At 40.5% G+C, this 22322-nt stretch carries 15 protein-coding genes; 13 read left to right on the top strand and 2 right to left on the bottom strand.

The window, feature by feature from the left end; genetic code table 11:
- Positions 1-47: 47 nt before the first annotated feature.
- Entirely contained in the window at positions 48-632 is a 585-nt protein-coding gene (locus tag ACQKNS_RS22955) for a LysE family transporter (protein ID WP_427645583.1), read from the bottom strand.
- 103 nt (positions 633-735) lie between these two features.
- On the opposite strand from ACQKNS_RS22955, the gene ACQKNS_RS22950 reads away from it, so the two are divergent.
- From ACQKNS_RS22950 to ACQKNS_RS22920, 7 genes are all read left to right on the top strand, one after another.
- Positions 736-1290, top strand: a complete 555-nt coding sequence (locus ACQKNS_RS22950; protein ID WP_076370242.1) for a helix-turn-helix domain-containing protein — start codon at positions 736-738, stop codon at positions 1288-1290.
- A 901-nt stretch (positions 1291-2191) separates the two neighbouring features.
- Entirely contained in the window at positions 2192-5002 is a 2811-nt protein-coding gene (locus ACQKNS_RS22945; protein WP_427645582.1) for a bifunctional metallophosphatase/5'-nucleotidase, read from the top strand.
- A 53-nt stretch (positions 5003-5055) separates the two neighbouring features.
- The gene (locus ACQKNS_RS22940; RefSeq protein ID WP_427645580.1) at positions 5056-9387 is read left to right on the top strand and encodes an endonuclease; all 4332 of its coding nucleotides are present in this window, start codon (positions 5056-5058) and stop codon (positions 9385-9387) included.
- A 302-nt stretch (positions 9388-9689) separates the two neighbouring features.
- Complete coding sequence (sdaAB, locus tag ACQKNS_RS22935; protein WP_427645578.1) at positions 9690-10352, top strand: L-serine ammonia-lyase, iron-sulfur-dependent subunit beta; 663 nt, start codon at positions 9690-9692, stop codon at positions 10350-10352.
- A gap of 40 nt (positions 10353-10392) precedes the next feature.
- Entirely contained in the window at positions 10393-11268 is an 876-nt protein-coding gene (sdaAA, locus tag ACQKNS_RS22930; RefSeq protein WP_427645576.1) for an L-serine ammonia-lyase, iron-sulfur-dependent, subunit alpha, read from the top strand.
- Between the two features lie 292 nt (positions 11269-11560).
- Complete coding sequence (locus tag ACQKNS_RS22925) at positions 11561-11707, top strand: hypothetical protein (RefSeq protein WP_427645574.1); 147 nt, start codon at positions 11561-11563, stop codon at positions 11705-11707.
- A gap of 164 nt (positions 11708-11871) precedes the next feature.
- Positions 11872-12393 carry a DinB family protein gene (locus ACQKNS_RS22920; protein ID WP_427645572.1) on the top strand — a complete coding sequence of 174 codons (522 nt, stop codon included), beginning with the start codon at positions 11872-11874 and terminating at the stop codon, positions 12391-12393.
- A gap of 131 nt (positions 12394-12524) precedes the next feature.
- Here the strand turns inward: ACQKNS_RS22920 and brnQ are convergent, their stop codons facing one another.
- Positions 12525-13865, bottom strand: a complete 1341-nt coding sequence (gene brnQ / locus ACQKNS_RS22915; protein WP_427645570.1) for a branched-chain amino acid transport system II carrier protein — start codon at positions 13863-13865, stop codon at positions 12525-12527.
- A 924-nt stretch (positions 13866-14789) separates the two neighbouring features.
- Here brnQ and ACQKNS_RS22910 point away from each other — a divergent pair.
- The 6 genes from ACQKNS_RS22910 (at position 14790) to ACQKNS_RS22885 (ending at position 22320) form a co-directional block, all read left to right on the top strand.
- Positions 14790-15683, top strand: coding sequence for a DMT family transporter (locus ACQKNS_RS22910; RefSeq protein WP_427645568.1), 894 nt, complete (start codon positions 14790-14792; stop codon positions 15681-15683).
- Positions 15684-15994: 311 nt separating this feature from the next.
- Positions 15995-17095: a GerAB/ArcD/ProY family transporter gene (locus ACQKNS_RS22905; protein ID WP_427645566.1), complete on the top strand. Its 1101-nt coding sequence runs from the start codon at positions 15995-15997 to the stop codon at positions 17093-17095.
- A 492-nt stretch (positions 17096-17587) separates the two neighbouring features.
- Positions 17588-18529, top strand: a complete 942-nt coding sequence (speB, locus tag ACQKNS_RS22900; protein ID WP_427645564.1) for an agmatinase — start codon at positions 17588-17590, stop codon at positions 18527-18529.
- A 55-nt stretch (positions 18530-18584) separates the two neighbouring features.
- On the top strand, positions 18585-19952 hold the full coding sequence (locus ACQKNS_RS22895) for an APC family permease (RefSeq protein WP_427645562.1): 1368 nt from the start codon (positions 18585-18587) through the stop codon (positions 19950-19952).
- A gap of 43 nt (positions 19953-19995) precedes the next feature.
- Complete coding sequence (locus tag ACQKNS_RS22890; RefSeq protein ID WP_427645561.1) at positions 19996-21639, top strand: amidohydrolase; 1644 nt, start codon at positions 19996-19998, stop codon at positions 21637-21639.
- Between the two features lie 102 nt (positions 21640-21741).
- On the top strand, positions 21742-22320 hold the full coding sequence (locus tag ACQKNS_RS22885; RefSeq protein ID WP_427645559.1) for a TetR/AcrR family transcriptional regulator: 579 nt from the start codon (positions 21742-21744) through the stop codon (positions 22318-22320).
- Positions 22321-22322: the final 2 nt, after the last annotated feature.

The following is a 22322-nucleotide window of genomic DNA, read 5'->3' as shown; positions in this document are numbered from 1 at the left end:
AGTCATGGGGCAATCCTTCTTAATCAAGGATCGCACCCGTTACCCTTTTAATGTACAAGAATCGAAATGGCACTATACACTAATAACAAAGCCATGACCACATTAAACTGACTTCTATATTTTGATAAAAACGTTTGAAAAACCGAACCGAACATACTCCAACAGAACGTACTCATAAAACCGACAAAAGCCAGAAATAATGAAAAGAATAGTAAGCTGAAATTTGAAGAGTGATAAGGCAGGATGAAGGTCGATATTGCCGTGATGCCATAAAGAATGCCTTTTGGATTTATGAATTGTAAAAGCATGCCCGCTAGAAAACTGTTGTTCCTGTCATCATTATCGTCCTTAGCTTTATTGGAACTTGAAATGATTTTCATGGCCAGATATAGCATATAGATTGCACCTAGGATAGTCATGATGAATTCAATTTTCGGTATGAAATTTTCAAGTAAAACATTAAAATAACTGCACAATAACATGATTACGAAAAAACCGGCACCCACCCCGAAACAAAATTTAATCGTCTTTTTTAACCCGTACTTGTTCGCAAATAACATTGCCATGATGTTATTTGGACCTGGAGTGAAACTTGTAACGAAAACAAATAGCAAAAAAGATAGTAAATGCATGGTTGACTCTCCTTTGTATGCTATAATGACCAAAAGTGACATTATAACGACTTCCTTTTTATTGTACAATGCCGACGTTATATTGTAAATAAGGAGCATTTTTATGGAAGAAATAAATTTTATTATTGCTAACAATTTAAAAGCGATCAGGGAAAGTAAGAAATTAAGTCTTGAAAAGGTTGCAGAATTAACCGGGGTAAGTAAAACGATGATCGGACAAATAGAAAGGGGAGGATCGAGCCCTACGATCACAACCATTTGGAAAATAGCCAATGGGTTGAAGATTTCATTTTCTTCATTAATAAATAGCCCGCAGCCGGATACAAAAATCGTTTTAAAAAGTGAAATTCAATCTTTATCAGAAGATAACGGCAAATATCGAGTTTATCCCCACTTCCCCTTTGAAGATGAGAAGCGCTTTGAAGTATATTCAGTCGAGATAGAAAAAGGTGGATTCCTAAGTTCCGATTCGCATAGGGAAGGAACGGAAGAGTACATAACTGTTTTTGAAGGGGAACTGACTGTGCGTGTAAATAACGAAGAATATACAGTAAGGAATGGTGATTCTATCAGATTCAAGGCTGACAGACCGCATGCCTACCATAATTCAGGGGAAACAATGACTCGATTAAGCATGATCCTATATTATCCAACCTAAAAGCCTGTTTAGTAAGGTTGATCCTCTATTCAATCAGGCATACTTTGTGTATCGGCAAGGCACTTCCTCAAGCATTGACGTGTGATTTTTAACAAGGGCATCGTAACTGATGCTCTTTTTTTGTTTTTTTTGAGGGTGTGCAAAATTACATTGATTTCCACTCCAGGCACTCGCTTTTCCCGCAGGAGTCTCGCGCCTTCCGTTTCAATCAAATTTGTTTTAAAAGATAGAACTCCTTTTGTCTAAACTAGATAATAAAGGAGGTTCAAAATGCTCTCAACCCGACCATGATTTTAAAACAAGACTAGAATATCCTTAATGTTTTTTTACTATAATCCTCATTGGATGGAAGAAATTTGCGACACTCCTGCCGAAAAACTGGCTAGCCGAGACCCCACAGACGCTTGAGTCGAGGAGGCTTGGCAGCCAGTCGGCGGAAAGGGAGCGGATTTTTGAAATCAGCTGGAACGTTCATTAAAAAAACTGTAGGCAAACTGGCTTTTCCTTCGAATTTGTCTACAGTCTGAGAGAGTTAAATCTCTTTCTTTGTTGTTTTTGGTTAATTTAGGTATAAAGACCATGAGTGGTCATGAGGTAAATGGTACTATTTTATCACTTAATCATTTTATATGTATATCATCTACCGGATAATGGGTATTTTGGGGTGAATATAATGATAATATTCTGTTAATATTGCGTGTTGTATTGTAAATTTGTTTTAAAATTGGATTATTTTGTTGTAATATAGGAGATACACGGATCTTTAGAGGAAAAAAGTAGGGTGGATTTGTGTATAATAAGTAAATTTGTCACGACTCAATTTTTGGAAAAGTGTGTAAATTCCATGGGGAAGTTAGCAGAAAGTTATGTCAGTATATAACTTATGGGGGGATTAACTATAATGGGGAAAAAGAAAATCGTAAAAATTGCATCAGCTACCATAATGGCTGCGACAACGATCGTAGCGGTAGCACCGGCACCTTCTGATGCTGCCACTAGCCTGAATAGTAAAATCAAAACGGCCAAGGCCGCCATCAAAAAACCATTCGATACCTATTTCTACACTTCTAAACTCGCTTCGGTGTCCACTGTTGAAAAACAAATCAAATCTGCAAAACAAGCAAAAAAAGACATCAACTCTACCATTAAAAAATCAATGCTAAGCAAAAAAGAAAAAGATGCCAAATATAAAGAAATCGAAGCTTATGATAAGTACATCACTCGTTCAGAAGGTTATGTAAAAGGATATAAAGCGGCAGAGAAAGCAAAAGCTGCACATGGCAAATCGATTGGCACCCTTACGAATGCAATCGTTGCCAAGAAATCAATTGATATCAGGAACCAATACGAGGCACTGGATAAAGCCGTGAAAAAGGCAGATAAAAATATTAAAGATACCGTTTATGGTGCGAAAATCGAAAAGCTCCTATACGATAAATTCACTAAATCGACCAAAACAGCTTTGAACGGTGACCTGAAAGTTCCGTACTACTATGAAAAAGCGGATTACTGGGTGAAGAAGGGTGATTTGAAGACCGCGGACAAGCGGATGCACACCGTTTCTTCGCAGTTGAAAAAAGTCAGCAAAACATCCAAGCTCGGTAAAGCCATACACGCCTATGTTAAAGAAGTGAAAGGCAAGTATGATGATGCTGTATATGCTGAAAAGAAAAAAGAAGTGGCAAAACGGGTCAATGCCTATGTAGCTCTTGCCAATGGGGAACTTAAAACGAAAGAACAGATAAACGCGGCTAAAAAGGCGAAAGCAGCCATTCATTTAAATGGAATCAAGGAGTCGGACCGAAAGGAATTCCTGGCGAAAATGGCATTGGCGGATAAGAAAGTCGCTGCAGCAGAAGAAGCCTTGAAAAATCCTGCGAAGGCAATCACCCTTTCCTTGATGCATACGAATGATACGCATGCCCACTTGGACAACGTGGCAAAAAGGGTGACGGCTGTTAAGGAAGTGCGTAAGAGTAAACCGCAAGCTCTTTTGGTGGATGCTGGTGACGTATTCTCGGGAACTCTCTATTTTAATGAATTCAAAGGACAAGCCGATCTTCGCTTCATGAATTTAATGAAATATGACGTCATGACGTTCGGGAATCATGAGTTTGATTTGGGATCAAGCGCCGAAGGGCATCAAGCTTTGGCTGACTTCATTAAAGGGGCAAAGTTCCCATTTGTCAGCTCGAACGTGGACTTTTCCAAAGATGATAAGTTCAAGGGACTATTCTCGGACTTGATTTCAAGTAAGCCAGAGCAAGGGAAGATATACAACGGGATCGTAAAAGAAGTGGATGGCCAAAAGGTAGGGTTCTTCGGGCTTACAACTGAAGAGACGAAAGATATTTCAAGTCCTGGAAGTATAGAATTCGAAAACTACCTTGAAGAAGCCGAAAAAGCGGTCAAGGCATTCAAAGGCATGGGAGTCAATAAGATCGTTGCCGTATCCCATATCGGTTACGATGACAATGCGGCATATGACAATGATTTAACATTGGCTGCCAAGGTCAAGGGCATCGACGTGATCGTGGGCGGACATAGCCATACGCAGTTGGACGCCCCCGTCGTTGTCGATAAAGATGATAAAGGGAAAACGAAAGAGCCAACTGTCATCGTTCAAGGGTATCAATATAGCGACTATTTAGGCACGATCGATGTGGAATTCGATAAGCAGGGCAAGATTGTCGGACAAGCCGGTAAGCTGATTAAGCTTTCTGAAAAACAGGATGATGCCGAAGCGGCAAAAGTACTTGAAACATACTCCTCTAAGATTCAGGAGCTGAAGGAAACGAAGACTGGTGCAACAGCTGTGAAAGCCTTGGAAACACCGCGAGATGCAGGAGATGAAACGAAGCCGAGTGTTCGTAAAAATGAAACGGAACTGGGCAATTTAATTACGGATGGAATGCTGAGTAAAGCGAAAGAATTCAATAAGGATACGGTCATTGCCTTCCAAAATGGCGGGGGCATCCGTGCTGGCATCGATCAAGGTGAGATCACTTTAGGGGAAATCCTTACCGTTTTACCGTTTGGGAATACGTTGGCGACGATGAAGCTCACCGGTGCGGAAATCAATGAAGCATTAGAGCATAGTGTAAGCCTGGCCCCTAAGGAAAATGGCGGCTTCCTGCATGTTTCAGGAATGAAATTCAGCTACGACAGTTCGAGGGAAGCAGGCGATCGTGTCACAAAGGTTGAAGTCCTTGGACAAGATGGAACTTATTCCGAATTGGATGCGGCGAAGGAATATGTCGTGGCGACCAATGCTTTTACAGCCAAGGGCGGAGATGGATTCACCGTTTTCAAGAAGGCTTATGAAGAAGGAAGGGTGACGGATATCGGACTCGCTGATTGGGAGAATTTACGGGATTATGTAAGCGGGCTGAAAACTGTCGAACCAAGCATCGAAGGACGTATCAAAGATGTTGCCGGAAGCAATACGGACCCGACTGTCGTATTGGCCAAAGACTTTGGCGGAACGGCTGATGCCCCAAAAACACATGAAGGTCATGTAGTTGTGGACATCACGGATATTGCTTCATTGGAAAATGCAGTCGTTAAAGGGAATCTTACATTAACAGGAACACCTCCGGATAACTTTACTTTTTCACAGGTTACAGTCGAGGGTAATTTGGATTTATCGGGACTTAACGGTAAGACCGTGAGCATGAGCGGTGTCACGGTGAATGGCGAAACCATTTTTTAAGCGGCATTCAAATGATTCCTTGTCTGTGAAAAAAAGTTGGAGGGGTTGAGATCTTGAAGAAGAACGGGATAAGCAAGCTTTTCTTTGCCGTGCTGATCGTGCTTTCAACGGTTTTGCCAAATGCAGCCGCTGCAAAAGCGGAAGGTACAATATCGGTAATGGAAGCGATTAATAATAACAGCGGAACGGCGACGGTGAAGGGATATATCGTCGGTACAGCCAAAAGCGGTACAAGCTATCAGCAAACATCGCCTTTTACTGAAAGTACGAACATAGGTATTGCGGATAGTCCGGATGAAAAAGATGTTAAGAAAATCATGCCTGTCCAGCTTCCAGCCGGAAATATCCGAACGGCTTTGAATTTGGTCGAACATCCGGAATTACTTAAAGCACAGGTGACGATTACAGGGAAGCTGGAAAAGTACTTTTCAGTACCTGGCCTGAAATCCGCAACGGATTACACGATCATCACTGATGGAGGAACAACTCCTGAACAGCCTGATGTGAAGGTTCTGGACTCCATTGCCGAGGCGCGCATGAATACCGAAGATGTCGTGCAGGTCGATGGCGTGGTCACCACGGGACTTGGTTATTGGGGAGGAAAAGGCTTTTATATCCAAGATCAAACGGCTGGACTGTATGTTTATGGTTCTTCGTGGCCTGCGGATGTAAAGCAAGGGGATAAGGTTACTTTAATCGGAAAAGTATCCGCTTATAATAAGGAATTGCAAATCCAGCCAACATCCCTTGAAGTGGTTTCTTCCGGGAATGAACTTCCAGCAATCCAAAAGATTGATGCATCTGGGGTCAATGAGGAAACACAAGGTGAGCTGGTCACCATTGAAAAAGCGACCATAACAGAATTGGCGGCATCGGGAACATACGGAACATTCGAATTCAAGGCGGAAGATACTGAAGGGAAATCTGTTATCGTTCGCCATGATAACCGGACCGGTTCGAGTTATGAAGATTTCGTGAGGAACTTTAAAGTAGGGGATGTCATTTCCGTAACCGGAATCGGATCGAGGTTCAATGACACGTATCAGTTGAAGCCGCGTGGCATGGAAGATTACGAACTGGTGAACAAACCGGCCGTTTACACGGATATTTTCCCTGGTACGGTTAGTGAAAATACAAAAGTATCACTTGAATCGGGCTGGGAAGGAGCGAAAATCCATTATACGCTTGATGGATTGGCACCGACGTCTTCAAGTGCCCTGTACACGGAACCGATCATTTTAACGAAAGATACTGTCATCAAGGCAATCGCTGTCAACGACAAGACATCGGAGGTTTTCACATTTGCCTATACGGTTAACAAAACCACTGAAGTGAAGATTCGTGACATTCAGGGGATGAATCATTTTTCATCATATGAAACTCAACTCGTCTCAGGTGTGGAAGGTGTCGTCACTTATGTAAAAGATGCGAATAACTTTTACATGCAAGATCCCAACCCGGATAAGGACTTAACGACTTCCGAGGGAATACTTGTGTACAACAAAGCACATGGTCTGAAAGCGGGAGATCATGTCAAAGTGGCAGGTAAAGTCGCCGAGTGGTATATCGAAGGATATGCTGAAATGAAAACGACAGATTTGCCAACAACTGAATTGACCAATACGACGATTGAAAAGCTTGGCACTGCAGTGTTGCCAGAACCGATCATCATCGGAAAAGATGTCATTCCGCCTTCAGAGAACATCGATGATGATAGATTGACAGATTTTAATCCGAGCGAAGACGGCATTGATTTCTACGAGAGTCTGGAAGGAATGCTCGTGCAAGTATATAACCCGAAAGTGGTCGCTCCCCAAGACTATGGTGAATTGGTCGTCATTCCAGGGAATATGGAAACGACGACTGCAGTTGGGGGCGTCAAAATAACGGAAACGGATTTCAATCCTGAAAGAATTACCTTGGATATAAATGATGAATCATTTGCAGCGAAAACGGGTGATTTCTTTGATGGCTCTGTCACGGGTATCATCAGCTATGGATATAGCAATTATAGGGTAGTGACGGATAAAGCCCAGCTGCCTGCGTTAAAGGATGGCGGAACAGCCCGGGAAGTGACATCCTTGGAGAAGGATGCTGATAAGCTATCGATCGCTTCCTATAATATCGAGAATTTTTCCACTCAAACAGCTAATTCTAAAGTCGAAACGATCGCAACATCCATCATTACCAATCTTAAACAACCCGATATCATCGGCGTAACGGAAATGCAAGATAATGATGGGGCAGCGGATAGCGGGACAACGGATTCCTCTCAAAGTGCCAAGAAGTTAACCGACAAAATAAAAGAGCTGGGCGGGCCGCAATATCAATACATCGATATCGCTCCCGAAGATAAACTTGATGGCGGGGCACCCGGCGGGAATATCCGCGTAGGCTTTTTATATAATGTCGACCGTGTCAAATTGACAGAAGGAACGAAAGGAACGGCAACACAGTCCGTGGCCTTCAAAGATGGAAAACTTACCTTGAACCCTGGCCGAATCGAGCCTACAGACCCTGCCTTCACTTCAAGCAGGAAGCCTTTAGCCGCTCAATTCGAATTTAAAGGCGAGAGCGTAGTGGTGGTGGCCAATCATTTTAATTCCAAGGGCGGTGACCAGCCTTTATTCGGCAAAAACCAGCCTCCTGTCCTTTCAAGCGAAACGCAAAGACTTCAGATTGCCTCCATCGTCAATCGGTTTGTCAGCGATATCAAGTCACAGGATGCCAAAGCGAATATCGTCTTGCTTGGAGACTTTAATGATTTTGAATTTTCAGCTCCGCTTAAAACATTAAAGGGCAAGGATCTAACCAATATGATCGAGAAAGTCCCTTTCGAAAAACGCTATTCTTACACATATCAAGGCAATTCACAAGTACTGGACCATATCCTTGTATCGAATAATATGGCCGAGGCGACAAAAGTCGATATTGTCCATATTAACTCATCCTTCATGGAAGCTCATGGAAGGGCTAGCGATCATGACCCTGTACTGATTTCAACCTCTTTATCTGGATCAGGCGGAGTTGAAACTCCTGCTCCAGAAAAAACGTATCATTTAACAAACGTAAAAACAAAAAGACTTACGATTGCTTCACCTAGTGTATTGATCGATCTTGACGAAACATCCAACATCGAAGAAGGTATCTGGTTAAAAGGTTCATATGCAGTACTCAAAGGCCTTGGGCTGAAGAATGCTGCTGTGACGATAAAACCGGATAAGGATGGCGCAATCATCGATTTTGGAGGCATGGCGGTGAAGGAAGTCATCATTGATAACGCCAATGTAAAAGAAATCAGGGGCGCTGAAAACGTTCAGAAGTGGTCGGTAACTGAAGGTGTCGACCCATCGAATATCAAGTTTGTCGATTCGAAAGGGGAAGCGATTGCTTCCCCTTTCGACCCCAAAGAAAATCATGCGCCGGTCGTAACGAAAAACCTGGAAAATCTTGAAGTGAAAGCTGGTTCCAAGGTCACCATCGATTTGAGTGAGCACTTTTCAGATCCAGATGGAGATGAACTTACCTTTTCAGCCACGATCGGTACGGTCACGGGCCAGACATTAACCATTCCTGCAAATGAAGCTGGAACATACCTTGTCGCAGTCAAGGCCGAGGACCAGCAATCGGAAGCGGTTGCCCGTTTCACGTTGACCGTATCGGATGATAAGCCGCTTGAAGCTTATTACGAAGCCGCGGCAGGAAAAACGGGAACGGAATTGAAAGCGGTCCTGCACTCGATCATTAAGGGGCATACGATGTTATCTTATGACCAAGTGTGGAATGCCCTTAAAGAAACGGACGAAGACCCGGTGAACAAACAGAATGTCATCTTGCTTTACTCTGGAAAATCCATCTCGAAGAACGCGAATGGGGGCAATACCGGACAATGGAATCGTGAACATGTTTGGGCAAAGTCCCACGGTGACTTTGGGACAAGCAAAGGTCCGGGGACAGACCTTCATCACCTTCGTCCCGCTGATGTAACAGTGAATGGTAAAAGGGGCCACCTTGATTTCGACGAGGGCGGTCAAACATATAGTGGATGTGAATGTAAGTTTGATTCAGATTCATGGGAACCGCCAGATCATGTTAAAGGCGATATAGCAAGGATGTTATTTTACATGGCCGTCCGATATGAAGGTGACGGCGAGTTGGACCTTGAATTATCCGATACAGTCAATACGTATCCAAAGCCGCTTCATGGAAAGCTGTCGACACTTTTGAAATGGAATGAACTCGATCCAGTCGATAATTTCGAGAGCCATCGCAATGATGTCATTCATGACTGGCAAAATAACCGCAATGCATTCATCGACCATCCTGAATGGGCATCCGAAATTTGGGGTGCCGCTAAATCCAACGATGAGAAAAAGGCAAGTTAAAATCGGAGATAGAAGGGAAAGCAGCCTGATGGCTGCTTTTTTCATGCTTTTCTACAAATTTAATGATCGAATGTTAATTATCTTAATATACTGAAAAATCAAATATTGATTTCGCGTTAAATAATAAAGATTTTTTGGTAGGTATGTTATGTAATATATGTTAATATGGGGTATGCAATGAAAGGGTTTTCATTGCAGGAATGATAAAAATATTTTAATATAGTAATTATGCCGCTTTTTGATCTTCATTCACCCTTAAAAGACGGTTAAAAAATATATTGCCAGAAATGGGGCATAACACGATGAAATACAGATCTGCATTCGATATAATCGGTCCCGTCATGATTGGACCTTCAAGCTCACATACAGCAGGAGCTGCCAGAATTGGCAGAGTAGCAAGGACATTATTCGGAAAGCAACCGAAGAAAGCCATCATTTCTTTATATGGCTCTTTTGCAAAAACATACAGGGGACACGGTACGGATGTCGCTGTCGTAGGCGGGATATTGGATTTCGATACGGATGATGAACGAATCCCTGCCTCATTGACGATAGCGGAAGAAGCAGGCATGGAAGTTTCCTTTACAATCGAGGATACTGTGATGGATCATCCTAATACAGTCAAGATCAGACTGTTCGACGAAGATAAAGAATTGGAACTTGTCGGGATTTCGATTGGCGGCGGAACGATAGAAATAACGGAATTGAATACGTTCAAGCTTAAATTGTCGGGTGAAAACCCGGCCATTTTAGTCGTGCATAACGATGTATTTGGAATCATATCTTCCGTTTCGACAGTATTGGCGAATCATGAAATTAACATTGGACATATGGAAGTTTCACGGAAAGAAAAAGGTCAGATGGCCCTCATGGTGATTGAAGTCGATCAGAAAATCAAGGGAGATGTCATGAAGGAAATCGAAGGATTGGAAAACGTGTCGCAAGTCATAAGGATGGTTGAATGATAATCATTGAAAGTGTTGGCATAGATATGGAGGTAAAAACATGTTCCGAAATGTAGCAGAGTTGGTTGAACTTGCTGAAAGTAAAAATGTAAAAATCGCGGAAATCATGATTTTACAAGAAATGGAGATCTCAGGCCTGTCGAGAGAACAGATCATTGAAAAGATGGACAGGAATTTGATAGTGATGGAACAAGCGGTGGAAAGAGGCTTGAAAGGTGTGCAATCCGTTACAGGCCTAACGGGCGGAGATGCCGTTCTTTTGCAAAATTATATCAAGTCGGGCAAGGCGCTCGCAGGCGATTTATTGTTGGATGCCGTCAGTAAAGCTGTTGCGACGAACGAAGTGAACGCAGCAATGGGTATGATTTGTGCCACACCGACTGCAGGTTCGGCAGGTGTTGTTCCCGGTACATTATTTGCCGTGAAAGAAAAATTAAACCCGAGCCGAGCGGAGATGATTGAATTTCTTTTCACTTCCGCTGCCTTCGGTTTCGTGGTGGCAAATAACGCTTCCATTTCCGGAGCGGCTGGTGGCTGCCAAGCGGAAGTGGGATCGGCAAGTGGCATGGCCGCAGCTGCGATAGTTGAAATGGCTGGCGGTACACCAAGCCAAGCCGCAGAAGCGATGGCGATCACATTGAAAAATATGCTTGGACTGGTTTGTGATCCTGTGGCTGGATTGGTCGAAGTTCCTTGCGTGAAACGTAACGCAATGGGTGCTTCCAACGCGATAACGGCTGCTGATATGGCACTTGCAGGCATTACGAGCCGCATTCCATGTGACGAAGTTATCGATGCCATGTATAAAATAGGATTGACCATGCCGGTTGCACTTCGCGAAACGGCGGAGGGCGGGCTGGCTGCGACTCCTACAGGGCGTAGATTGGCAAAGGAAATTTTCGGTTCATATAAATAAACATTCAGTCCCATTAACAACATTTTTGTTAATGGGGCTTTTAATTTGTCTTCAACCTGCTCATTTTGTACATGGGAAAAGGAAATTAGAGGAAGATGGAGGGATTTGGCGTTTATGTACACGGAGATAGAAACAACAGTTGAAAAATCTGAATTATCAGTGAATATGGAGCCGTAGCAACTTTGTGAGTTATCAATAACCATGATAAGATGAGTACGAAATTTACTATGGGAAGGATTGATTCTTCATTAATTTTCTCGAATTAACGTACACGTCGGCAATGGAAAAAGCGATGTTTCAGGCTCATGGAATCGGCTATGCACAATATGCTCAAAAACTGGAGCAACGCATGATGGTTGAACAGGAACGGGAACAGGATTATCTACAAAGCAGGCGTATAACAGAGGAGATGAAAGCCAATCTCTTTTTGGGGAGTTAATTTCGATCTACTACGATATCGATGACATAAACGAAACAAGCAGGACAAAAAGGGCGATTTAAAAGATTGCCCTTTTTGTCCTGCTCTAAAAGGTGATTTTTCCATTTAAAAGAAGGAAACAACACCTTTAAATAGAATGTACGTTCATGAAGAGGAGGAGAATCATGGTGAAGAGAAGAGCATTACTGGTATCTGCATTACCGGGATATGAAGAGGAAATTGGGCGGTGGTTATGGTGTTTAGAAGATGTTCGCCGTACGCTCATTTCGGAATTGACTGGAATCAGCCAAAATGTACTCGATTTGAAAATCGATGAAAGACAAACGATTGGCTCGCTGTTATACCACATAGCGCTAATAGAGGCGGATTGGTTATACGAGGAGGTCCTTGTGGCGGAATGGGATTCGGAAATACGCGCATTGTTTCCATTTGGATGCCGTGCTGAAGATGACTCCCTAAGCCACATTGCAGGACAAACATTAGAAGAACATTTCTACCGCCTCAATAAAGTACGTGAAGTATTTCTGTCAAACTTTCGGACAATGGACTTAACGGATTGGCGTAAACCAAGGGTACTTGAACAATATGACGTCACACCTGAATGGGTCGTTTACCATTTGATTGAACATGAAGCGCATCACAGGGGTCAGATTTTTCAATTGCTGAACAAATTAAGGAATGAATGAGAAGTTAAATCTATAGTGGGAGCTGCCCTTAATGGCAGCTTTTTTCATATTCAAATAAAAAAACTGTAGGCAAACTCGCTTTTCCTCGAATTTGCCTACAGTCAAAAATTCCTGGCACTGATTTATATCATTTAGTCTATTTGGTGATTATGACCGAATTTAGACTTTAAGACGCTGCTTGCATACCCAATGAATCCACCGACAATGGCTGGGATGATCCATCCGAGTCCTGCCTCATACATAGGAAGGATTGTAGTGAAGAAATCATTGATGAATGATATGTGTACACCTGCTCCACTTAATCCATCGAATAAACTGACGATGAATGTTAAAAATAAGCTGCCTTGATAAACTTCAGGCCTTCCTTTAAATAAGGAATGAAGAAATGTTAAGAAGATCAAAACAATCGCCAATGGATAAATGGCTGTCATAACAGGTACTGAAATGGCAATTAATTGGGTTAGTCCAATATTGGCAATTATTGCACTGAATACGGATAAACTTATGGCAATTGTTTTGTAAGGCAGATTTGGAAATAGCTTATGGAAGTATGTCGAGCAAGATGTAATGAGTCCCACGCTTGTCGTTATGCAAGCAACTGTGATCATTAATCCTAATAATAGCCCGCCATATGCTCCAAAGTAATAATCCGAGACTTTTGCCAAGACACTGCCTCCATTATCCAAGCGTCCAAGTTCTCCAACGCTTGAAGCACCCATATAAGAGAGAGCTGTATAAATGGTAGCAAGGATAACGGCCGCAATCGCAGTCGCTTTTCCACAAACGATCATTATTTGTTTTTTTGTTTTAGCACCTTTTTCTTTGATGGCATTAATGATGATGATGCCAAATACAAAAGATGCAAGAGTATCCATCGTTAGATAACCTTCTCTGAACCCATTGAAAAATGGCTGAACCATATAGTGCTCGGCAGGTGCTTGAAAATCTCCAATTGGATTGACGAAAGCCACTACGACAAGGATTCCTATGAATGTCAACTTGATGGGTGTCAAAACTTTCCCCACAATTTCGACAATTTTCGCAGGATTGAGCGAAAGAAGGCACGAAATCGTAAAAAAGATGATGGTGAAAATAAGTAAAGGCAATGGACCTGAATCTTCAGGTAAAAAAGGTTTTACACCGATCTCAAAAGAAACGTTTCCTGTTCTAGGCATTGCGAATAATGGACCAATGGCTAAATAAAGAACGGTTGTGAATACAATACCAAAGACTGGATGGACGCGGCTCGCTAATGATTGTAAGTCATCTTTTCCAGAAAAACCGAGTGCCAGCACACCTAGTAACGGTAATCCCACTCCTGTGACCAAAAACCCTGCATTAGCCGACCAGATATTCGTACCTGCTGATTGACCAAGCATTGGCGGGAAAATTAAATTCCCTGCCCCGAAGAAAAGGGCAAATAACATGAAACCAATCACAACTATAAATGATGATGGAACCTTATTAGACAAAATAAACCCTCCGAAAAAACCAAAATTTGCTATTTTAGAAAATTATTAAATTTTCTAAAAATTAAGTACAAGCTTAAACTAAGACCGTATCGTATTATAACTAAATAAAATTGATATTTCAATATATTTTTCGTTTTTTATTATTTACCCTGATGATCAGTGATCCGCCCTTACCTTATTTTGAACATTCAAAGCCTGGCCATACTCATGAAATTCATTTTTGAACAAATGAAATGTAAACGGAAAATGAGGGTGCGGACATTGAATGAAGACACGGTGCAGTGACAGTGGGGGATTCTATTTAACAAACAGGGAAATTTAGTGCGGTGTTTTATCATGGGATTTGAAAAAATAGTGGGATTGTTCTTTAAAAAGTAAAAAAATATGTGTTCTTACTAATTTTCTTATCCGGGCTAATCATAAGTGTGGTTATGTATTCCACAAATGTGGACTTATTTTGGTTATCTGACATTGCATTAATGGCAATCATCGTTCTATCGGCATTGAAATATTTTGAAGGAAAAAGAAACAGGGAAATTGATCAATCAAATCCCAGATCTCGTGGAGTAAGGGGGCAGAAATGCTATTGAATGCCCGGTAGCTAGGGATACAAGAAATCAGGTTAGTTCAAGTGCATCGTTTAATTGGACTGTGTAGCTGCTTTAATTTTGGAGAAAAAAGAAAATCTAACCTTAAACAAATCCCATTCAAAAAATAAGAGTGTAATGTATAATTATTAATAATTCTTACATTTGAATAATTAGGAGGCTTATTATGCCAATATCATTTATGAATCCATACATTACAAAGCCCGTTTCGACATCACCACCACCACCGTTTACTCCTTTATATACGCTTATATATAAAACAGATTAAGAATCTGCGAAATATATAAGCTGTTTCGCAGATTCGAAGGAGTAGACGATGAAATCTAAAATTCAGTTTATATTATCAATGATTATTTTCGGTACAATGGGTTTGGTTGTAAAATACATTGATTTATCTTCGAGCGAAACAGCTTTTCTAAGCAGTTCAATTGGTTGTCTATTTTTAGTGTTTGTATTTTTCATCATGAAGAAATCCATTCCATGGAAATTAGTGAAGGCTAATGCTTCCCCCCTTTTTCTTTCTGCGATTGCATTGGGAGGGAATTGGATTTTTCTTTATCAATCCTACGATCATACAACACTTGCTAATGCAACACTTGGTTATTATTTTGCACCAGTGTTTGTCTTGGTTCTCTCACCATTTGTCCTTAAGGAGCTTTTACCAATTAAAAAAGTTGTTTGTATTGGTGTAGCGATATTAGGTATGTTATTGATTATTGGAAATGGCATTAGCGCCTCTGGTAAAGATGATCTACTAGGAATCCTTTTCGGGTTAGTGGCAGCGGCATTTTACGCAGCCTTAATGTTATTAAATAAATTTATTCGAAACATGGGCATGTTGGAGATTACAATCATTCAACTTGGAACAACAGCTTTACTGCTCTTTCCCTATATATTATTCACTGAGGGATTTGGTATCTTGGAAGTATCAAGATCTTCCATTCCTTTTATAATACTCTTAGGAGTTCTTAACACTGGTATTGGCTTTTGGTTATTTTTTTCTGGCATGCTAAAGTTAAAGGGACAAAGTATTGCTATGCTAAGCTATGTAGATCCTTTTGTGGCTATACTGATTTCTGCTGTAATCTTACAAGAAAAAATGACATTTGTTCAAATCATAGGCGGCATTCTCCTATTAGGTTCAACTTTTATTAGTGAAAGTAATTCAATTAATTTTCGGAAACGACACACGAAGATTTTAACAAAATAAAGAAACGGGGCAGTGAGGGGCAATCCCTCACTGCCTTTTATTATAGTAAAAAGAAAAAGGATGTATGATTCTACCTAAACAATCGGGCAATGTTTTTATAAAACCCATTATATTTCTGCTTTTCCAAACTGCCGAGTGAGGCTTATTGGCAAAAAAACTTATAATCAACAGGGTTTGTATATTCTTCTTCTGTCAATAATGGTTATGGAAATCATAAATGGGCTCGGTGCGCCAGCTAGAAGAAAAAACATTTCTATGTTTTTACCTTTTGTATATAACTTACCGCTTTGTCGTGAAAGGAACTTATGCAAATGCTCGAGAAGGGGAAAATCGGAAGCCGTCAACTAATGATATTAGTGATATTATATACGCTTGGTGATTCTATTTTAGTGTTACCCTCCATCGTCACTACTGAAGCTGAACAAGATGGTTGGGTTTCGGGTATCATTGGCGTGACAATAGCACCGTTACTGGTTGTTTTTTTATATGACGCTTTAAGGAAAAGGTATCCTGATTCAACATTAGTGGAATACAGCCAGAAAATTTTGGGTAAGTGGCTGGGAATGGCAGTTTCTCTTCTATTTATTAGCTACTTTTTTATAACCACAGCGACTTACCTGAGTGAAATTGGGGATTTTATGATAAGTCATATTATGCCTGATACTCCAGTTCAAGTGATCATGATTCTTTTTATGAGTGTCGTCCTCATGGCCGCACGTCTTGGTTTGGAACCTTTGGCCCGAAGCGCGGAAATATTTTTCCCCTTTGTTGTATTGCTTATATCCATATTAATCATTCTTCTCCTTCCTGAGATTAAATTTCAAAATCTGCAACCAGTAGGCGAGGGAGGCTTGAAGCAGGTTATACGGGGATCTATACCATTTATTGTTTTTCCGTTTATTGAACCGGTAGCGATTCTGATGATTCTCCCATTCGTGAGTCAACAAGACAAAATAAGAAAAAGCCTTTTTGTCGGTCAATTGCTGGCTGGAAGCGTTTTGATCGTTATAACCATGTTAGCCATTCTTGTACTTGGTGCGGAGTCAACAGCAAGACAAAATTATCCGATCTATATGTTGGCCAAGAAAATAAATATCGGTGATTTCATGACGCGGCTGGAAGCACTACTGGCCGTAATATGGTTCATCACGATTTTTATTAGATTTAGTATGTTTTTTTATGTGACCGTTTTAAGCCTGGCACAAACGCTAAAATTGCAGGATTATCGTCCCCTTGTTTTTCCATTTGGTATCCTTTTGATTTCCTTTACATTGATTATGACACCTAATATCGTCCATTATAGTAAATTCATTTCAGAAATCTGGCCTTTTTATGCTCTGACATTCGGGTTTCTGCTTCCATTGATATTACTACTAATCGCCAAGGTCCAAAAAAATGATGGACCAAACTAAAGTCTGGACTTATAGAAGTTCAGGTATCATTCCATTAAAGGGCGCAATTTTATGAGGGTTTATAAAACCACGACCGTTGATTTCCGCTCCAGGCACGCGCTTTCCGGGCGGTCCGGGAGCGGATTCCTGAAATCAACTTTAGACAAATTCAAAGAAAATAACTGTAGGCAAACTTGCTTTCTTCGAGTTTGTCTACAGTCTGGGAGCTGCTTTTGCAGCTCCTTTTCTTATGGAGAGCTAAAGGGGCTGGTCAGTGTGGGCGGCTTTACAGGATTAAAAGGTGATTTGATAGATAATAAAAAATAGTTTGACTTTTTTTACAACTATGTTTATATTTGGTTTAATACTAACTACCGTTAGTTAATAAAGCGCAAAAAGTGGGTGTTAGAAATAAAAAGTAAGCGAATGAACAATGGGTTGTAAGCGATTACACCATATGTGGGTTAAAGTATGTATGAAATGATTTTCATTTAAAACCGGGAGATGATACTTATGAAATATCCACTTACACCAGATGTAAAGCCAGAGTTTTGTACAACAGGAACTTTTATGCGTTTACCTTCCAAAAAGCATGATGCAAAGCTGGCAATTGTAGGTATGCCTTTTGATACAGCCGCTTCATTTCGGGTGGGAGCCAGGTTTGCTCCTCAAGCCATTCGTCAGGCATCCATGACCCTGTTTCCTTATCATCCTGTTCATGAGGTCTATCCTTTTGAACAAATGAATGCCATTGATATTGGCGATATCCCTGTTATTCCTCATAACATTCATCGGAGTTATGATTTAATGAAGGAATCCATGCATGAATTGATGTCTAAAGGAGTCATACCTATTGGATTAGGGGGAGATCATTCTGTCACTTTAGCTAGTTTACGCGCTGCGGCGAAGGTATATGGCCCTGTAGCCATGATTCATTTTGATTCCCATACAGATACTTGGGATACATATTATGAGGAAAAATATTGGCATGGATCTCCCTTTATTCGTGCACACGAAGAAGGTTTGCTGCAGTCGGATAAAGTGTTTCAAATAGGAATCCGAGGCACGCTAAACCACTCTGGGGATTTACAGGCAAGTACTGATTTAGGTTATCGTTTGATTACAACGGGTGAACTTGCCAATCGTGGATTTGAAGATGTTTTGAAAGAGATCAGAAAAACCATTGGCAACACACCATGTTTCTTGACGTTTGATATTGATTTCGTCGATCCTTCTTTTGCTCCGGGAACAGGGACGCCTGAAGCGGGTGGATTTAGCAGCTTTGAAACACTAAAAATGATACGTTCCCTAACTGGATTTAACTTTGTAGGATACGATGTGGTTGAAGTGCTGCCTTCATATGATCCAAGTCAAATCACTTCACTTTTAGCAGCAACACTTGTACATGAATTTGCCAGTCTTGCAGCAGTAAGTGCGAAAGAAGATCATGGATAATCACTTTACCTAAAAAACAGCCATTAATAGTTAATAAAGGAGGCAGCTCTTTGCGATGAAAGGTATACCCGAGCTTAAGCGTTCACTGAATGTAAGATATGCAATTGTATTTGGACTTTCCTTTATGGCGCCTGTGACAGTTTTTAGCACATATGGTATCGCTATTGATCGTACACATGGAATGGTTCCGACGGCATACATAATTGCTTTAATCGTTATGCTATTCACTTCATACAGTTACGCAAAAATGGTTCAGGTATATCCCACTACCGGTTCAGCTTATACCTTTGTACAGAAAGGCATTAATTCACACCTTGGTTTTCTGGTAGGATGGGTCATTTTATTGGATTATCTTTTCAGTCCGATGATCAGTGCTTTACTTTTTGGGATTATGGTGAATGCTTATTTCCCTGGTATCCCTATCATTGCAGTTATTATTTCTTTTATTATTGCAGTGACAACCATTAATATTTTTGGGATTAAGGTTGCTGCGAATGTGAATGCCTTTTTGGTGATCTTTCAAATTCTTTTTATCATTATTTTCATCCTGCTTTGCATAAATGGACTTTTAGCGGGAAAAGGCACCGGGGAGTTGTTTTCTAAGGATCCTTTTTTTAGTCCTGACGTGAAAGTTAATCATCTACTCTCCATTGTACCGCTACTATGTTTTAGTTTTCTTGGGTTTGATGCGGTTACTACATTAGCTGAAGAAACGAAAAATCCCAAAAAAACACTTCCTAAGGCCATTTATGCCACGACATTGATTGGAGGGGTATTATTTGTTGCATCTACCTATTTTGCACAATCGATTTTCCCGAATTTTAATGCTTTTAAGAACCCTGATACAGCTATAGTGGATATCATGATTTATACTGGCGGTAATTTACTGAATAGTTTGTTTATTTCCGTGGTTGTGACATCCGCAACTGCTTCTGCTATCGCTTCAGGAGGAAGCGGAGCAAGGATTTTATATGCAATGGGGAGAGATAGGGTTCTGCCCAAGAGGATTTTTGGATATGTTTCTCCAAAATTTCAAACGCCCATATTCAATATCTTGATGATTGCTTGTGTTGCCATGAGTGCTGTTTTTTTGGATATTGCAACCGCTACTTCTTTCATTAATTTTGGAGCCTTGTTTGCTTTTACATTCGTTAATCTTTCTGTGCTCATCCATTATTTTGTGAGACAGAAGCAGAGATCGCCTAAAAGCATCATTTTATATTTACTTCTTCCCTTAATGGGCATGGGGATAACTATATTGTTTATGACAAAGTTAGATATCCATTCTTTAGTATTAGGAATTACTTGGATGACAGTAGGGTTCATTTACTTATTGTACTTAACAAAAATGTTTAAGGAACGTCCTCCTGAACTGAATTTTGAAGAGCAAAAAGAAGAGTTAGATATAAAGCTAGTGCAATGATCCGTTGCTGTTTTATTATTTTGAATGAAAAGAGGTAACGACTATGGCTATTAAAAAAGCAGATATTGTCCTTTCTAGTGATGCCATTTTCACGGGGCTTACACATGAGCCAACGTCTGGTGCAATTGCTATATTGGGTAACAAAATCATGAGTGTAGGATCAAAAGCGGAGATTGAACCTTTCATAGGAAGTACGACAAAAGTATATAACTATGGAAATCAATTAATCATGCCAGGATTTCATGACTTTCATCTCCACATTATGTTTAGTGCACTAAGTTTAAATAGTGTTAATTTATTTGATGCCCGATCTGCCCAAGATGCAGCTGCAAAAGTACTGGAATTTTCTAAAGGTTGTTCTGAGGATGAATGGATTATAGGTATGCAATGGGATGCCGGTTATTGGCATGATAAACAAGAGCCCCATTATAAAATACTCGACTCTGTTATTCCAGATCGTCCTGTCGTCCTTTTCCATGCTGAAGGCCATTATACATGGGTAAACAGTAAAGCCATGGATTTAGCAGGTGTTACGGAGGATATACGCGACCCGGATTTTGGCCGGTATGAAAGAGATAAAGATGGTTTACTTACCGGGATTTTCTATGAAGATGCTCAACAAATCGTTTTAAAAGAGGCATTACGGTTAAGCAAAAATAAAAAAGAAACGATTTTAAAAAGGTTTTTACAATTGTTATCCCAATATGGAATCACTTCTGTCAACGATTTGTATGCGCCGATAGATGACTTCATTCAGGACTATGACCTTTATGAGAAATTGGACAAGCAAGGAGAATTAACGACCAGATTTCATATCACTCCTGAATTGGATGGCAATTTGGAGAAGGCTCAAATACTGAGAAATAAATATGAATCAAAGAAACTTCGATTCTCAGGATTAAAGCAGTTTCTTGATGGAACAGTCACGGGGCATACAGCTTACTTCCTCAAACCTTACTCCGATCAATTGGATATCTGTGGCCATCCAGCTCTAGATCCAGACGTTTTGATCGATCGGGTTGTTAAAGCAGATGAACTTGGATTCAGAATCAGGTTTCACGCTATTGGCGATGGGGCAATTCGATTAGCTTTAGATGCTTTTGAAGAAGCTGTACGTAAAAATGGAAAAAGGGATTCAAGGCATACTATTGAGCATATTGAAGTAATCGATCCGGATGACATTGAACGTTTTTCAAAACTAGGAGTCATTGCCTCCATGCAGCCTGATCACATGGCCGCTTCATCAAGAGCGGTATATTCTTCAATAATAGGTCCTGAAAGGGAAAAAAATGTTTTCCTGACGAAGTCGCTTTTAAATTCAGGTGCATCCTTGGCTTTAGGAACGGATTTCCCGGTCTCCATCTCATTAAATCCAATGCGCCAAATATTTACGGCAATTACAAGAGTCGATAGCAGCGGAGATCCAAAAAGCACATGGCATCCTGAACAAAGGCTCACTTTGGCAGAGGCATTGCAAGCATATACATATGGCTCAGCCTATGGATGTTTTAGAGAGCACGAGCTAGGTACAATAGAAGCGGGAAAACTTGCCGATCTTGTGGTTTTAGACAGAAACCTATTTGATATACCTGAAAATGAAGTGCTCGAAACTAAAGTGGAACTTACAATGAACGATGGGAAAATTGTGTATAAAAGCGAAGAAACTTCTTTATCCAGCATATTCTAATTCTCTTATCTTTTAGGGGACAGGAGTATCAAATGTTTAGTTTAAAAAAGGAAATGAGTTTATAATGATATTAACTAACGTTAGATAGTTTGGGGGCTCATTATGACAAAAAATGAAATTAAAAACATTTCCTTGACACTTTTTACTAAGTACGGATACGAAGGTACCGCTTTATCGGAAATTGCCAAGAGGGTAGGTATACAAAAACCCTCAATCTATAACCATTTCAAGAATAAGGATGACCTTTTCTTGTGCCTGTTTGAAGAAATTCTTGAAGAGCATATACATCAGGTCGAACAATTTGTCGAAGAAATAAATACACTCTCTTCGGAGGAAAAGTTAAAGCACATCCTTCTTGATACTTGTAACTATTATAAAAACCATGAAGATAAAGCAACTTTTTTAAAGAGAGCGATGATCTTTCCGCCGGAGCATTTGAAGCACATTTTAAATGATAAATTCCTTAGATCTGAACAATCATTTTCCTCACTCTTACATGATATCTTTTTAGAAGGAATTGACAAAAAAGAAATACGCCAAGTGAAAATCGAGAACTTGATCATGTCCTATCTCTGTTTGATTGATGGGGTTTTCATGGAATTTTCTTATTATGGAAAAGAGGAAATGGAACCTAGAATTCAGAATATATGGGAAAATTTTTGGTATGGGCTAAGTGGATGATA

It is taken from the genome of Peribacillus sp. NPDC094092 (genome assembly GCF_050279365.1).
Classification (GTDB): Bacteria; Bacillota; Bacilli; order Bacillales; family DSM-1321; genus Peribacillus.
The sequence above is the reverse complement of the archived record's forward strand: the minus strand, read 5'-3'. Positions and strand labels throughout refer to the sequence as shown.